We start from the raw sequence: 14,365 nt of genomic DNA on the forward strand, positions 1-14,365 counted from the left end.
CGGGGCGCACGGGGGATGTTGTGCGAGGGACGGGGGTGCGGCGCCCGCGTCAGGGGCGGCGCCGCTGCATGGTGCCGGTTCAGACGTTGCGGCAACAGACCGCGGACATACAGCGGCAGAGATCGACATGCAGGCGCTCCACGAGCGGGACGCTCGCGGCGAATCGATGGCGCACTACTGTCTTCATGGCGAACACGTTAACACTTGAACTTTGAGAACCTCAAAGGTCTTCTTTGATCCTGCTCGGGTGGCGACACGGCCCCCAAAGCGCCCAATACGCCTGCAGGAACGGCAAAACCCCAGCACAGGAGCAGCCGCTCCAGCGCTGGGGTTTCGTACGGAAAGGGTGCGGGTGTGAGGAAACTTACGTAGCCCTTACGAGGTCTTGCGCAGCCTTACGGGGCTTGCGCAGCCTTACGGGGACTTGTGCAGCCGCCCGCGTCGTCCTCGGCCGGTCGTCACTGGGTGACGTGGTCCTCGCGGGTCCGGTTGGCTTCGAGCCGCGCCTTGGTGCGGCCGACCGTGGACACGATCTGCTCGGACATCTCGTCACGCTGCTTGCGCAGCAGCACGTAGCTGAGCGGCGCGGACAGGACCAGGGCGAGGAGGATCACCCAGATGAGATTGGAGCCGCCCGCCCCGGAGGGCAGCAGGCCGAAGTGGACGGCCACGGCCGCGACGGCGAAGCAGCCTACGAAGATGCTGAGGCGCATCGCGGTGTACCGAATGGTCGCGCTCGGCTTGGCAGCGGACACAGTTGGCCCCTCTCTCTACGTACGACAGTCCTGCGATCCTGCCCGACCAGTGAAGCATGCCCCGGAATCGATCACTTCGGAGGGCTGCGCCGTAAGGGGTGCGCCGCGTCCGCCGCGGGACCTCAGCCGAGCGGCAGGAGCATGATGATGTCGTCGCGGTCGTCCCCCTCGGCCACCCGGATCGCGTCGGGCACCCGCCCCACCTCCTTGTATCCGCACGAGGTGTAGAACCGGTCGACTCCGGTGCCTCCGCGGCAGGTGAGCCGGATGGCCTCGATCCCCCCGATGCCCCGGGCGGCGTCCGCGGCGGCGTCCATCAGGTCGCGCCCATAGCCCTTGCCCTGATGACGGGGATGGACCATCACCGTGTAGAGCCAGAGCCAATGGGTCATCAGCCGGTGCGTGTTGAGGGCGAGGAAGGCCGTGGCGGCGACGGCACCCTCCTGGTCGCGGCCGACCAGGAGGCGGGTGTGCCCCTCGGCCATGGCGACGAGGTGCCTGACCAGCTCGGGCCGGACGTCGTCGATCGTGACGGGCGGTACGAAGCCGACCGCGCCGCCCGCGTCGGAGACATCGACCCACAGCTCGGTGATGCCGTCCCGCAGGGCGCGGTCGACCTTCGGGTCCAGCTCAAACGTAAGTGCCATAGCGGCAGATTAACTATTACCGACCCGTCGCCTCAAGCCATGTCCAGTACGCGAGAAGGCCCCTGCACGAGCAGAGCCCCGGCCGACGGCCGGGGCTCTGCTCGCACGGGGCTACTGACGACGGAACGTCAGACGCGCATCGGCTGCGGCGACTCGCGCCGCCCGGCGTCCGGGCCCAGGTACTCGCGGATGATCTCGTACCGGGTGTTGCGCTCCACGGGCCGGAAGCCCGCATCCCGGATCAGGTCGAGCAGATCCTCGCGGCCGAGCTTGTTCGGCGTGCCGTAGTTGTCCGCGTCGTGCGTGATCTTGTACTCGACGACCGAGCCGTCCATGTCGTCCGCGCCGTGCTGGAGCGCGAGCTGGGCGGTCTGCACGCCGTGCATCACCCAGAAGACCTTGACGTGCGGGACGTTGTCGAAGAGGAGCCGCGAGACGGCGAAGGTCTTCAGCGCCTCGGCGCCGGTCGCCATCGTCGTCCGGGCCTGGAGCTTGTTGCGGACCTTGCCGTCCTTCATGTCCACGAAGTCGTGCTGGTAGCGCAGCGGGATAAAGACCTGGAAGCCACCGGTCTCGTCCTGCAGCTCACGCAGCCGCAGCACGTGATCGACGCGGTGCCGGGGCTCCTCGATGTGCCCGTACAGCATCGTCGCCGGGGTCTTGAGACCCTTCTCGTGCGCCAGGCGGTGAATGCGCGACCAGTCCTCCCAGTGGGTGTCGTGGTCCACGATGTGCTGCCGGACCTCCCAGTCGAAGATCTCCGCGCCGCCGCCGGTCAGCGACTCCAGACCGGCCTCGATCAGCTCGTCGAGGATCTCGGAGGCGGAGAGCCCGGAGATGGTCTCGAAGTGGTGGATCTCGGTGGCGGTGAACGCCTTGAGGGAGACCTGCGGCAGGGCCTCCTTCAGCGCGCTGAGTGAGCGCGGGTAGTAACGCCACGGCAGGGTGGGGTGCAGCCCGTTGACGATGTGCAGTTCGGTGAGGTTCTCGCCCTCCATCGCCTTCGCGAGCCGGACGGCCTCCTCGATGCGCATGGTGTACGCGTCCTTCTCGCCCGGCTTGCGCTGGAACGAGCAGTACGCACACGACGCGGTGCACACGTTGGTCATGTTGAGGTGCCGGTTGACGTTGAAGTGCACGACGTCGCCGTTCTTGCGCATCCGCACCTCATGGGCGAGGCCGCCGAGCCAGGCCAGGTCGTCCGACGCGTAGAGGGCGATGCCGTCCTCACGGGTCAGCCGCTCCCCTGCGCGGACCTTCTCCTCCAGCTCGCGCTTGAGCCCAACGTCCATGCGGCTGCCTCCCAGGTGTCGACGTGCTGTGCGTTTCCCGGTGACAGGTGATACCGGGCGAAACCCCCGGTCCCCCGGGGGCTCCACCACGGTACGCCTACACCTCTTCGGGAAGTTCCCCGACCCGGTTCTCCCACTTGGTGGAGAGCACGATCGTGGTACGCGTACGCGAGACGCCCCTCGTACCGCTGAGCCGGCGAATGGTCCGCTCCAGGCCGTCCACGTCACCGACGCGCACCTTGAGCATGTACGAGTCGTCGCCCGCGATGAACCAGGCGTCCTCGATCTCCGCGAGGTCCTTCAGCCGGCGTGCCACGTCCTCGTGATCGGCCGCGTCGGAGAGCGAGATGCCGATCAAGGCCGTGACACCGAGCCCCAGGGCGGCGGCGTCGACGGTGGCGCGGTAGCCGGTGATGACACCGGCGGTTTCCAGCCGGTTGATGCGGTCGGTGACGCTGGGCCCGGAGAGCCCGACGAGCCGTCCCAGCTCGGCGTACGAGGCCCTGCCGTTCTCCCTGAGGGCCTGGATGAGCTGCCTGTCCACCGCGTCCATATGACTGAAACCTTCCATTGTTCAGCAGTACCGCGAGTTTACGTGTAGAATCTAAGGCATGCAGGCGCCATCGCCTGCAAATCTTCTCGAAAATCCAAAAAACGCTTTCGAATCCTCAGGAGTGAGAACACCGTGTACACGATCGAGATGGCCTACGCCCGGATGCGCGAGCTGCAGGACCTGGCCAACCGCTCGCGTGCCCACCAGCCCGCCGCCGCGCACCGGGTCGACAAGACCCGCACCCCGCGCGCCAAGAAGAAGCGCTGACCACCGGCTCAGCCATCCCTGCGAGAGCCGCCACCGAGCTCTCCCTCCCACCGGCGGTACAGGCCGTGCGGCACCCCCGCCGCGTCCAGCACCCGCCCCGCGACGAAGTCCACCAGATCCTGGATGTGCGTCGCCCCCGCGTAGAACGCCGGAGAGGCGGGCAGCACCACGGCGCCCGCCTCGTCCAGGCTCACCAGATGCTTCAGCGTCTGCCCGTTCAGCGGGGTCTCCCGCACCGCGACGACCAGCTTCCGCCGCTCCTTGAGCGTCACGCTCGCGGCCCGCTGGAGCAGATCCTTCGAGAGCCCGAGCGCCACCCCGGCCACGCACGCCGTCGACGCCGGGACGATCAGCATCCCCTTCGCCGGGTACGACCCCGAGGACGGCCCCGCGGCGAGATCACCGGCCGGCCAGTGCCGTACGCGCTCGATGTCCGCGTCGCCCACGTCGAAGGTGTGCGGCTTGCCGTCCGCCCCCCGCGCCAGCCAGCTGCGCAGATCCTCCCGCCAGTGCGCGTCGCGGAACGCGATCCCGGTCTCGTCCAGCAGCGTCAGCCGCGAGGCCCGGCTCACCACCAGATCGACGCTCTCCCCCGCAGCCAGCAGACCACGCAGCACGGAGGCCGCGAATGGGGTGCCCGAAGCGCCGGAAACCCCGACAATCCAAGGCTGTCGCTGGTGCTGACTCACTGAAGTCCCGGAATCCACACACCCGAGCCTATCCGGCGCACCAAGCGGCCACGCTCAGGAGTTCGGGTCCGCCGGGAGGCTCGTGGGCGGCATCCGCCGGACCGCCCCTATACCGTCAGTCCGCGCACCAGCAGGTCGAGCAGCGCGCACGCGAACAGCGCCATCCCGATGAACCCGTTGACCGAGAAGAACGCCCGGTTCAGCCGGGACAGATCGTGCGGGCGCACCACCCGGTGCTCGTACACGAAGGCGACGGCGACGATCACCATGCCGATCCAGTAGAAGAGTCCCGCCTGAGTGGCCAGCCCGAACCAGACCAGCAGCCCGGTCGTCACCACATGGCAGACCCGCGCCCCCCAGAGCGCGGCCGGGATCCCGAACCGGGCCGGTACCGACAGCACCCCGTGCGCCCGGTCCGCCTGGACGTCCTGGCAGCCGAAGATCAGGTCGAAGCCGCCGATCCAGATTCCGACGGCGAGACCGAGGATCACCGCGTCCCACGACCAGCTGCCGGTCACCGCCAGCCAGGCGCCGATCGGCCCTATCGCCTGCGCGATGCCGAGGATGGCGTGCGGGTAGTGGGTGAACCGCTTCCCGTACGGATAGACCACCATCGGCACGACGGCGACCGGCGCGAGTGCCAGACAGAGCGGGTTCAGCAGCGCGGCCGCCCCGAGGAAGACGACGACGGCGATGATCGCCCCCGTCCACGCCGACTTCACGGACACCGCGCCGGTGACCAGTTCCCGGCCCGCGGTGCGCGGGTTACGGGCGTCGATCTCCCGGTCGATGATCCGGTTGCAGGCCATCGCGAACGTCCGCAGCCCCACCATGGCGATGGTGACGAGCAGCAGCGTGAGCCAGTGGATGGACTTGTCCGCCTGGAACATCGCGGTCAGGGCGGCGATGTAGGCGAAGGGCAGCGCGAAGACCGAGTGCTCGATCATCACGAGCCGCAGGAACGCCTTGACCCTGCTGTTCGGCTGTACGGGCCCTGAGCCCAGTGCTGCTTCGGCGGCGCTCACAGTCCGTATTCCTTCCATCGGCGGTCGACCTTCGCCGCCGTCCCGGGGTCGGACTCGACCATCTCCGGCCAGCCCCCGTCCCGCGTGTAGCCCTCCTCGGGCCACTTCCTCGTCGCGTCGATCCCCGCCTTACCGCCCCAGAACTGCTGGTAGGAGGCGTGATCGAGATGATCGACGGGTCCCTCGGCGACGGTCAGGTCCCGCGCGTAGTCCGTGTTTCCGAGCGCCCGCCAGGCCACCTCGTGCAGATCGTGGACGTCGCAGTCGGAGTCCACGACCACGATCAGCTTGGTCAGCGACATCATGTGCGCGCCCCAGACGGCGCTCATCACCTTCTGGGCGTGCTTCGGGTACTTCTTGTCGATCGAGACGATCGCACAGTTGTGGAAGCCGCCCGCCTCCGGCAGGTGGTAGTCCACGATGTCCGGCACGATGATCTTGAGGAGCGGCAGGAAGAACCGCTCGGTGGCCCGCCCCAGCGGTCCGTCCTCGGTCGGCGGCCGGCCCACCACGATCGACTGGAGCAGCGGACGCTTCCGCATCGTCACGCAGTCGATGGTCAGTGCGGGGAACGGTTCCTGCGGCGTGTAGAAGCCGGTGTGGTCGCCGAACGGTCCCTCGGGAAGCATCTTCCCGGGCTCCAGCCACCCCTCGATGACGACCTCCGCCTGCGCCGGGACCTGCAACGGCACGGTCTTGCAGTCGACCATCTCGATCCGCTTGCCCTGGATGAACCCGGCGAAGAGGTACTCGTCGATGTCCCCCGGCAGCGGCGCGGTGGAGGCGTACGTCACCGCGGGCGGCGCCCCGAACGCGATCGCGACCGGCAGCCGCTCCCCGCGCTTGGCGGCGACCTGGTAGTGGTTGCGGCTGTCCTTGTGGATCTGCCAGTGCATTCCGATGGTGCGCCGGTCGTGGCGCTGGAGCCGGTAGAGGCCCAGGTTCCGTACGCCGGTCTCCGGGTGCTTGGTGTGCGTGAGCCCCAGGTTGAAGAAGGAGCCGCCGTCCTCGGGCCAGGTGAAGAGCGCGGGCAGCAGGTCCAGGTCCACGTCGTCGCCGGTGAGAACGACCTCCTGCACGGGGGCGCTCTCGGACTTCACCTTCTTCGGCGGCACGTGCACCATCGACCCGAGCTTCCCGAAGGCCTCCCGCACCCCGACGAAGCCGTGCGGCAGCTCCGGCTTGAGCAGCCCGCCGATCTTGTCGCTGATATCGGCGTACGACTTCAGCCCGAGCGCCTTGAGCAGCCGCTTGTCGGTCCCGAAGACGTTCATGGCCAGGGGCATCGACGACCCCTTGACGTTCTCGAAGAGCAACGCGGGCCCGCCCGCCTTGTTCACCCGGTCGACGATCTCGCCGACCTCCAGATACGGGTCGACCTCGACCTTGATGCGCTTGAGCTCGCCCTCGCGCTCCAGGGCCCGGAGGAGGGAACGAAGATCGTCGTAAGCCATGCCGTCCAGTTTGTCATTACCGTCGGCGATCCCCTGGGGTGCCCCACCTCGGTGACCCTCGGACGGAACAGGGACGCGCCCGCGCCACGGTCGTCCGGACGCGTCCGGACGACCGGCTTCGCCGGGGCTACGGCCGCTGGAAAGAAGGAGGCCGGGAGAACAGGTCGTCCTCACTGTTCTCCCGGCCCGTCCTCTGCGGAGCCCGGAGGCCTCCGATACGCCCGGCGGGTCAGCCGGCGACCACCGCCGCCGACGGGGTCACCGCGTCGTCCATCCGGACCACCGTCCCCGTGTGACGGGCGTGTTCCGCCGCCCAGACCACCAGGTGGGACTGGAGTGTCTCGGCCGGTCCCGACGACACCAGCTCACGGTCACCGGAGGCCACCGCCGCGACGAACGCGCGCAGCATCTCGTTGTCCGCGCCACCGTGGCCGTCCGCCGCCGACGCCCCGCCGTCCGGGTCGAAGTCGAAGACCTCGCGGGTGTCGGTGAGGAAGTCGTGGAGCGTGACGGTACGGCCGTCGCCCTCCAGCGATCCACGGGTTCCGAAGACGCGGGTCTTGCGGAAGTCCAGGCCGGTGAAGGCCGTCATGGTGAACGAGGCGGTGGCACCGCCCTCGTACTCCAGATTCACCACCTGATGGTCCACGACGTCATTGCGGCCGTTGTAGACGCACTCCCCGTACGGGCCGTCCGTGAGTGCCTTGGTCACGCCCGCCGGGGTCACGTCGTCGGTGAGCACGCCGAGCGGCCACCGCTCGAAGACGGGGTCGCCGAGGAAACGCTCGTAGATGCGTACGGCGGAGTATGCGCAACTCCGTTCGATCGGGCAGCTCATGCAGCGGTTCCCCGCCTCCGCCGGCTTGTTCTCGGGGCGGAAGTGGTACAGGCCTCCGAAGGAGGAGACCTGCCGCACGGGCTTGCCGACCACGTGTCCCAGCCAGTCGATGTCATGGCACGACTTGGCCAGCAGCATCGAGGACGACTCCGCTTCGACGCCCCACTGCCCACGTACGTAGGAGTGCGCGTGGTGCCACCAGCCGACGGGTTCGAGGTGTTCGACGCTGACCACGTCACCGATCCGGCCGGACACGATCAGTTCCTTGAGCTTCAGCGAGTACGCGGTGTAGCGCAGGACGTGGCAGACGGCGAGCAGCACGTCGTTGCGGGCGGCCGCGTCCACGATCCGCCGGGCGTCCGCCTCGCTGGGCGCCATCGGCTTCTCCAGCAGCAGCGCGTAGCCGCGGTCGGCGAGTGCGACGGCCGGTTCGGCGTGCATCCGGTCGGGGGTGGCGACGATCGCCGCGTCGGCGAGCCGGGGCCCGGCCGCCAGTTCCGTCCAGTCGGCGAAGACCCGGTCGGGCGGCAGGCCGAACTCGTCGGCGAGAGCCTGTCGGCGTACGGGATCGGGGTCGGCGACCGTGGTGACGGCAGCGATGCCTTCGGCCGCCGCGATACGTGCGTAGGAGGCCCCTCGGGCCCCGGCACCGACGATCGCAAGGGTGACGGTCACGAGAAACTTCCCTTACTTGACGGCACCTTGGAGGATGCCCTTGATGAAGTGACGCTGGAAGAAGAGGTAGAGCAGCACGATCGGCGTGATCACGATGATCGTGCCGGCGGAGAGCAGGGGGATGTTCTTGCCGAACTGCTGGACGAACTTGCCGAGTCCGGACGGTGCGGTACGCATGGCCGGATCCTGGATGAGCACCAGGGCCAGCAGGAACTGGTTCCAGGCCCACATGAAGTAGAGGATGCCGAGCGTGGTGAGGGCCGGTCCCGCGGTCGGCAGCAGCACTCGGGTGAGCGTCCGCCAGCTCCCGGCACCGTCCACGGAGGCGGCTTCGGTCAGTTCGCGGGGCAGCGACTCGAAGTGCGTACGCATCCAGAAGACGCCGAAGGGCATGAACAGGCCGATCAGCGGCAGGATCACGGCCCAGTAGGTGCCCAGCAGGCCGACGCTCCCCAGGTCGTAGTAGAGGGGGATGACGATCGCCTCGTACGGCAGCGCCATGCCGAGCATCAGGAGCGCGAACAGCGGACCTTTCGCCTTGAGCTGCATCGTGGCGAGGCCGTATCCGGCGAGAGTCGCCATCGCGAGCGCCAGCGGTACGACGCCGAGGGCGATGACGGCGCTCGACTTCAGCAGCGAGCCGAACCCGGCCGTCGTCCACGCGGTGGCGAAGTTCTCCCAGTGCGGATCGGACGGCCACTCCAGGCCCGGCGAGAGGTTCGTCTCGGGCTGGAGTGCCGCGGAGAACAGCGCGAGGAAGGGGAAGAGGACCGAGACCGCGGCGATGATCAGGGCCAGTCGGGGCAGCTGCTTCGTCACCAGCCCCGTCATGGGCCGCGCCTGCTGCCCGGCGTGGGTGGGTACCTGCCGCCCCTCGCTCGAAGGCGCCTGCGGCCCGGTGTCGTGCTGTGTCATCTGCATGGTCATCCGTGGTGCTCCAGAGAGGTGCGTGCCATCGGTCAGCGCTCCTGCGAGAGCCTGTTCAGGCCGTACATGACGGCGCAGGTGAGCAGGGACAGCACAGTGGCGAGTGCGCACGCCGTACCGACGCGGCCCGCGGTGAAGACGAGTTGGTAGACCTGGACGCCCGGGACCATGGTCGAGTAGCCGGGCCCGCCGCCGGTCATCACGTACACCACGTCGAACCCGGCCAGGGCCGCGATGACGGTGACGGTGCAGGCGACGCCGATCTCCTTGCGCAGACCGGGCACGGTGATGTGCCAGAACTCCCGCAGCTTGCCGCAGCCGTCGAGCCTGGCCGCCTCGTACAGCGACGGCTCGATCTTGCCGATGCCGGAGAGCAGCAGCAGGAAGCAGAGTCCGGTGCAGACCCAGGTGCCGATCAGGCCGACCGCCGGGAAGGCGTAGGTGAAGTCACCGAGCCAGGCACGGGCCACACTGCCGAGACCGACGGCGCGCAGAATCTCGTTGAGCGGGCCGTCCTCGCTGTAGATCCACTTCCAGACGACGCCGACCGCGACGAGCGGAAGGACCTGCGGGAGGAAGATGACGGTGCGGATGACCGGCATGGCCCGCCACGGGGTGGCCGCGGTGAGCGCTGCCAGCACCAGGCCGAGGGCGACCGGGACGACGGTATAGAAGATGATGAAGCCGAACGCGTGCAGCAGGGCCGCGCGCAGTGCGGGCTCGTTGAACACGGCGGTGTAGTTGTCGAACCCCGCCCAGGTGGCGGCGCCGATGCCGTTCCAGTTCCAGAACGATACCCACACGCTGTGGATCCAGGGCGCGATGACGAAGAGACCGTAGAAGAGCAGCGCGGGCGCCGTGTAGAGGAGCGGTACGAACCGGCCTCGGCGGCGGGGCTGCCGCACCGCCCCCCGCCGGGCGGCGCCGGTGCGCGGCGCCGCCCGGTGGGTACGGACGAGCGTGTCAGCCATGCGTGTTGGCCCACTCGCCCTGGATCGCCTTGATGAATCCGGCGCTGTCCGTGCGGCCCGCGAGGAGTTCCTGCGTGGCCGCGGTGAGCTTGTCGTTCATCGTCGCCGTGGCGTTGTTGTTGAAGCCGACGAGTCCGTTGTCCGCGTTGACCTTGGACCACGCGGCCACCACGTCCGCCATCACGGTGTTCGCCTCCGGCTTGGCGACGGAGAGGTCTGCCGGCATGAAGCCGGCCTTGAACTCCGCCGCCGCCGCCTGGGGCGAGTGCAGGAAGTCGAGGAAGGCCGCGGCCGTGTCCGGATTCTTGGAATGGCTGGAGACGGCGTATGCGACGGACGTACCGATCGCGGTGGCCTCGGTGCTGGGGAACGCGATGAAGCCCGCGTCCTTGCCGAGCTTCTTGCCGATCGTCGCGGCGTCCCAGTTGCCGTCGACGAGGTAGACGCCCTCACCCTTGGTGAACTTGTCGACGGCCGTCTGCAGGTCCGCTCCGTTGGCACCCTTGGGCAGATAGCCCTTCTTGTTCCACTCCGTGAGCTTGTCGACGGCGGTCCGGTTGCCCGCGGTGTCGAAGGTGGCGCCCTTCTGGCCGAAGGTCCACTTCGCCGCCTGCCCGGCGCCGTCCTGCGACTGGCCGATCAGCTGGATCGGGAAGGAGGCGTGACCCTGTGCGTTGCCGAGCTGGAGCGGGAGTTCACCGGCCGCCTTCGCCTTGCCGAGTGCCGCGTCGAACTCCTCCAGAGTGGCCGGGGGCTTGGTGATGCCCGCCTTGGCCGCCTTGGCCTTGTTGTAGTAGACGCCCACGAGCGAGAAACCGGCCGGGGCCGCGTACAGACCGCCCTGCCCCAGCGTGCTGCCGTCCTTGTCGACGCGCCACTGGTTGAGCTGGGTGCTCGGGTACGTCTTCTCCCAGCCGTAGGCCTTCGCGTACGGGGACAGATCGCGGACGAGGCCGTCCTTGACCGTGGTGCCCACCGAGTTGAGCAGCACGATGTCGGGGCCGGTCTTGGAGTAGAGCGCCAGGTTGAGGCTCTTGTTGTAATCGTCGTAGTTGGTGTCCTGGTACTTGACGGTCACATTGGGGTGCTTGGCCTCAAAGGCCTCGATGATGGCCTTGACCGCGGAACCCGACTCCGGCGTGGAGACCAGCTCGAGTGTCACGTTCTTGTCCGGAACACCCGTCTTGACCGGGCCGGTCGCCGAGTCGGCCGCCGAGTCGCTGCCTGCCCCCGGGGCACACGCGGTCGCGGACAACGCGACCACGGCGGCTCCGGCCAGAACCTTGCTGATCTTCATCGACGTTGCTCTCCTGTGCACAGGGGACGGAAGTGCTGATGTGGCAGGATGACGCGCAGAGGGTGCCAACTCAGCGACATTCGAAAGAAACTTTCCTTCGAAAGGATGAGATACGTGCTCTCGCTCGTCAAGAGGCAAACAGCGGGCAAATTACCCGGCACCGGAAGATGGCGGCACGGAGGCACGAGGGGGACATGAAGAACACGGACGTTCTGCCCGGCGGCGACCAGAGCGCACTGCGCCACCTCAACACCAGCCGGATCCTGCAGCTCCTCTACGAGGGCCCGCCCTTGGCGATCAACACCATCTCCCAGGTCACCGCCCTCTCCCGGCCGACGGTACGGGGCATCGTGGGCTCCCTGGTCGAGGCCGGCCGGCTCACGCTCGCCGGTCAGGACACGGCTCGCACCGGCGGCCGGCCGGCCCAGCGGTACGCCTTCGACGACAACGCCGGACGCCTCGCCGGTGTCCACATCGACGCCCACGGCATCGCGGTACGGATCACCGACCTCAGCGGCACCGAACTGACCACCGCCCACCGCGAGACGCCCACCCCGCTCGATGCGGACGAACGGCTGCGGGCAGCCGCGGACCTGGTACGCGAGCAGCTGCCCGCGGGCGGCTCACCGCTGTGGGCGGTCGGCGTCGGCACCCCCGGGATCGTGGACGCCGAGGGGGCCGTACGGCTGAGCGTCGCCATCCCCCAGTGGTCCGGCGTACGCCTCGCCGACCGGCTGGCCGAGCTGCTCGGCCGCCCGGTCGTCGCCATGAAGGACACCAACCTGGCGGTCCTGGCCGAGCACCGCGTCGGCGCCGCCCGGGGCACGCCGGACGTCCTGTACGTCCACATGAGCAACCGGCTCGGCGTCGGCATCCTGGTCGACGGCAGGCCGTTCACCGGGCGGACGGGCGCGGCGGGCGAGATCGGCCGCCACCCCGGGCTGGGCTGGAACGAAACCCCCGCGAGACTCCGCATCGACGCCGGCACCGCGCACGACGACACGGAGGAGGCCGCCCGGCTGGTCTTCGCCCGCGCCCGGCACGGCGACCCGACGGCGCGGACCGCGGTGGACGCGTACGTAAGGGCGCTGGCCGCCGGCATCGGCGCGATGGTGCTCGCCGTCGACCCGCAGCTGATCGTGCTCGGCGGCAGCCTGTCCGGCGCCGGTCCGGACGTCCTGGAGGCGGTCCGTCACCAACTGACCCAGGTCTGTTACGAGGTTCCGCCGCTCACCCTCACCGCGCTGAGCGAGGACGCGGTGTCCGTCGGCGGGGTCGAGGCCGCCCGCGACCTGGTGCGCGACCGGCTCTTCTCGGCGGAACCCCGGGCGGGCGGCCCGCAGAACTGACGCGGTGCCGGTACGGGGCACCCGGCGCCGAGAACGTCGGGTGCCGGGTGCCGGACATCGGGTGCGGGACATCGGGTGCGGGACGCGGATGTCGGACGGCCGGTCCGCACGCACCGGCCGGCGGTCCGGTATGCCCGTGACTGTTGACAGCGTGCAAGCGCGACGGCACATTACGCAGGAAACTTTCTTTTGAAAGTCTCTCAACTGCCTTGCGAGCTGCCCTGTGCGCCGCTCGGGCAGCCCTCCCGCTTCTCCTCTCCTCGACGAAGGAGTCACCTTGAGACACCGCCGTCTCCGCATCCCCCTCATCGGCGCACTGACCGCCGCGCTCGGAGCGCTGGGTGCGCTCGCCGGTGCACCGGCCGCCACCGCCGCCGACTTCCCGCCCAACCCGACGGCCAAGTCCGGCTATTCGCTGGACTTCCAGGAGGAGTTCAACGGCACCTCACTGGACTCCGGTAAGTGGCTGCCGTACTACCTCCCCCACTGGGCCGCCGAACGCGAGAACGCCAAGGCCCGCTACACGGTCGCGAACGGCGTACTCACCGAGCGTCTGGACCAGGACACCCCTGCCTGGAACCCGAGTTACGACGGCACGGTGAAGATCTCCAGCATCCAGACGTACGAGAAGGACTGGTGGCACCGGTTCAACTCCTCCATGCCGAACGACCATCACGAACCCGACTTCGACGGATACTCGACCAAGTACGGCTACTTCGAGACCCGCGCCAAGCTCTCCGACGCGGGCGGCGGCGGCCACCAGGCACTGTGGCTGGTGGGCACGGAGGACACCAGCAGCGCCTCGGCCAACTCCGAGATCGACTTCATCGAGACGTTCTTCAGCAAGCCGGACACCTGGCGGATCGCCGCGTACGGCTGGGGCGACCCGGACTTCCTCGGCAGCTGGGAGGGGTACGAGGACCCGGTACCGAGCGGGAAGCCCACTCAGGAGTTCCACGTCTACGGCATGGAGTGGACGCCCACCCAGCTGAACTTCTACTACGACAACCAGCTCTACAAGACCATCAACGACGCGCCGGACATGCCGATGGGCATGATCCTCGGTATCTACACGGATGCCGGTTCGGGGCAGCACAACGACGTCTGGCCGAAGACATGGTCGGTGGACTATCTCCGGGTCTGGAAGAAGAACGGCGGCTACCCCGACAGCGGGTACCAGCGGCTGAAGAACCGGCAGACGTCCCAGTACATGCACATCGAGAACAAGACCGGCAAGGTCGAGTACGGCACTTTGCAGCCCACCGCGTGGAGTTCGCAGTGGGCCAAGGAGACCACCTCCGGCGGCTACACCCGCTACCGCAACCGCTGGACCGGCGAGTACCTCCAGGCGTCGCCCGCCGACGGGTACGTCCACCACGGGGCGGCGACGGCGGACGCGACCACGGCCGACTGGACGGAGGAGACCACCGAGGGCTATCGCCGCTTCAGGAACCGGGCGACCGGCGGCTACGCACACACGGAGGATCTGACGGGGTACGTACAGCAGGGCAACGTGCCGGCCGGCTACTGGACGAGCCAGTGGTCGCCGGAGCCGGCGCAGTGAGCCGCCGTACGACCACCCGGCACCACGCCCGGTGAGTCCTCGTACGGCCCCCCGGCGCCTCG

Annotated in this window: 14 protein-coding genes; 3 read left to right on the forward strand and 11 right to left on the reverse strand. The window is 68.7% G+C overall.

The annotated features are described in order from the left end of the window. Positions 1–458: 458 nt before the first annotated feature. The 4 genes from OG306_RS16095 to OG306_RS16110 all read right to left on the reverse strand — a co-directional run bounded on the left by OG306_RS16095 (position 459) and on the right by OG306_RS16110 (position 3,247). Positions 459–713: a DUF4229 domain-containing protein gene (locus tag OG306_RS16095; RefSeq protein ID WP_266752228.1), complete on the reverse strand. Its 255-nt coding sequence runs from the start codon at positions 711–713 to the stop codon at positions 459–461. A gap of 164 nt (positions 714–877) precedes the next feature. Continuing rightward, complete coding sequence (locus tag OG306_RS16100; RefSeq protein ID WP_266746852.1) at positions 878–1,402, reverse strand: GNAT family N-acetyltransferase; 525 nt, start codon at positions 1,400–1,402, stop codon at positions 878–880. 128 nt (positions 1,403–1,530) lie between these two features. Beyond that, positions 1,531–2,694 carry an aminofutalosine synthase MqnE gene (gene mqnE / locus OG306_RS16105; protein ID WP_266746853.1) on the reverse strand — a complete coding sequence of 388 codons (1,164 nt, stop codon included), beginning with the start codon at positions 2,692–2,694 and terminating at the stop codon, positions 1,531–1,533. Between the two features lie 97 nt (positions 2,695–2,791). Further along, positions 2,792–3,247, reverse strand: coding sequence for an Lrp/AsnC family transcriptional regulator (locus OG306_RS16110; protein WP_266746854.1), 456 nt, complete (start codon positions 3,245–3,247; stop codon positions 2,792–2,794). Between the two features lie 132 nt (positions 3,248–3,379). Here OG306_RS16110 and OG306_RS16115 point away from each other — a divergent pair, with 132 nt between their 5' ends. After that, positions 3,380–3,514 carry a hypothetical protein gene (locus OG306_RS16115; RefSeq protein ID WP_266360696.1) on the forward strand — a complete coding sequence of 45 codons (135 nt, stop codon included), beginning with the start codon at positions 3,380–3,382 and terminating at the stop codon, positions 3,512–3,514. Between the two features lie 8 nt (positions 3,515–3,522). Here OG306_RS16115 and OG306_RS16120 read toward each other — a convergent pair whose 3' ends face one another. The 7 genes from OG306_RS16120 to OG306_RS16150 form a co-directional block, all read right to left on the reverse strand. Next, the gene (locus OG306_RS16120) at positions 3,523–4,203 is read right to left on the reverse strand and encodes a UbiX family flavin prenyltransferase (RefSeq protein ID WP_266746855.1); all 681 of its coding nucleotides are present in this window, start codon (positions 4,201–4,203) and stop codon (positions 3,523–3,525) included. A gap of 107 nt (positions 4,204–4,310) precedes the next feature. After that, entirely contained in the window at positions 4,311–5,246 is a 936-nt protein-coding gene (mqnP, locus tag OG306_RS16125) for a menaquinone biosynthesis prenyltransferase MqnP (protein ID WP_266906288.1), read from the reverse strand. Further along, positions 5,225–6,682, reverse strand: a complete 1,458-nt coding sequence (locus OG306_RS16130; RefSeq protein WP_266746857.1) for a menaquinone biosynthesis decarboxylase — start codon at positions 6,680–6,682, stop codon at positions 5,225–5,227. Before OG306_RS16130 ends, mqnP begins: the two co-directional genes overlap by 22 nt. A gap of 229 nt (positions 6,683–6,911) precedes the next feature. After that, the gene (locus tag OG306_RS16135; RefSeq protein WP_266906287.1) at positions 6,912–8,195 is read right to left on the reverse strand and encodes a Gfo/Idh/MocA family protein; all 1,284 of its coding nucleotides are present in this window, start codon (positions 8,193–8,195) and stop codon (positions 6,912–6,914) included. Positions 8,196–8,207: 12 nt separating this feature from the next. Further along, on the reverse strand, positions 8,208–9,122 hold the full coding sequence (locus tag OG306_RS16140; RefSeq protein ID WP_266746859.1) for a carbohydrate ABC transporter permease: 915 nt from the start codon (positions 9,120–9,122) through the stop codon (positions 8,208–8,210). A 32-nt stretch (positions 9,123–9,154) separates the two neighbouring features. Continuing rightward, positions 9,155–10,093 (reverse strand): carbohydrate ABC transporter permease, encoded by a 939-nt coding sequence (locus tag OG306_RS16145; RefSeq protein ID WP_371665413.1) that lies wholly within the window; start codon positions 10,091–10,093, stop codon positions 9,155–9,157. Continuing rightward, positions 10,086–11,390, reverse strand: coding sequence for an ABC transporter substrate-binding protein (locus tag OG306_RS16150; protein WP_266746861.1), 1,305 nt, complete (start codon positions 11,388–11,390; stop codon positions 10,086–10,088). Before OG306_RS16150 ends, OG306_RS16145 begins: the two co-directional genes overlap by 8 nt. Before the next feature lie 194 nt (positions 11,391–11,584). Here OG306_RS16150 and OG306_RS16155 point away from each other — a divergent pair, with 194 nt between their 5' ends. Then, positions 11,585–12,739, forward strand: coding sequence for an ROK family transcriptional regulator (locus OG306_RS16155; protein ID WP_266746862.1), 1,155 nt, complete (start codon positions 11,585–11,587; stop codon positions 12,737–12,739). Between the two features lie 277 nt (positions 12,740–13,016). Continuing rightward, complete coding sequence (locus OG306_RS16160) at positions 13,017–14,303, forward strand: glycoside hydrolase family 16 protein (protein WP_266906286.1); 1,287 nt, start codon at positions 13,017–13,019, stop codon at positions 14,301–14,303. The last annotated feature ends 62 nt before the right edge of the window (positions 14,304–14,365 follow it).

Origin of the sequence: Streptomyces sp. NBC_01241 (genome assembly GCF_041435435.1) — a bacterium.
Classification (GTDB): Bacteria; Actinomycetota; Actinomycetes; order Streptomycetales; family Streptomycetaceae; genus Streptomyces.

What these genes read in the sequence shown, in the direction of transcription:
- mqnE (WP_266746853.1), bottom strand. Translation starts at nt 2,694, where the DNA reads ATGGACGTTGGGCTCAAGCGCGAGCTGGAGGAGAAGGTCCGCGCAGGG.
- OG306_RS16140 (WP_266746859.1), bottom strand. Translation starts at nt 9,122, where the DNA reads ATGACCATGCAGATGACACAGCACGACACCGGGCCGCAGGCGCCTTCG.
- OG306_RS16130 (WP_266746857.1), bottom strand. Translation starts at nt 6,682, where the DNA reads ATGGCTTACGACGATCTTCGTTCCCTCCTCCGGGCCCTGGAGCGCGAG.
- OG306_RS16155 (WP_266746862.1), top strand. Translation starts at nt 11,585, where the DNA reads ATGAAGAACACGGACGTTCTGCCCGGCGGCGACCAGAGCGCACTGCGC.
- OG306_RS16095 (WP_266752228.1), bottom strand. Translation starts at nt 713, where the DNA reads ATGCGCCTCAGCATCTTCGTAGGCTGCTTCGCCGTCGCGGCCGTGGCC.
- OG306_RS16110 (WP_266746854.1), bottom strand. Translation starts at nt 3,247, where the DNA reads ATGGACGCGGTGGACAGGCAGCTCATCCAGGCCCTCAGGGAGAACGGC.
- OG306_RS16100 (WP_266746852.1), bottom strand. Translation starts at nt 1,402, where the DNA reads ATGGCACTTACGTTTGAGCTGGACCCGAAGGTCGACCGCGCCCTGCGG.
- mqnP (WP_266906288.1), bottom strand. Translation starts at nt 5,246, where the DNA reads ATGGAAGGAATACGGACTGTGAGCGCCGCCGAAGCAGCACTGGGCTCA.
- OG306_RS16145 (WP_371665413.1), bottom strand. Translation starts at nt 10,093, where the DNA reads ATGGCTGACACGCTCGTCCGTACCCACCGGGCGGCGCCGCGCACCGGC.
- OG306_RS16150 (WP_266746861.1), bottom strand. Translation starts at nt 11,390, where the DNA reads ATGAAGATCAGCAAGGTTCTGGCCGGAGCCGCCGTGGTCGCGTTGTCC.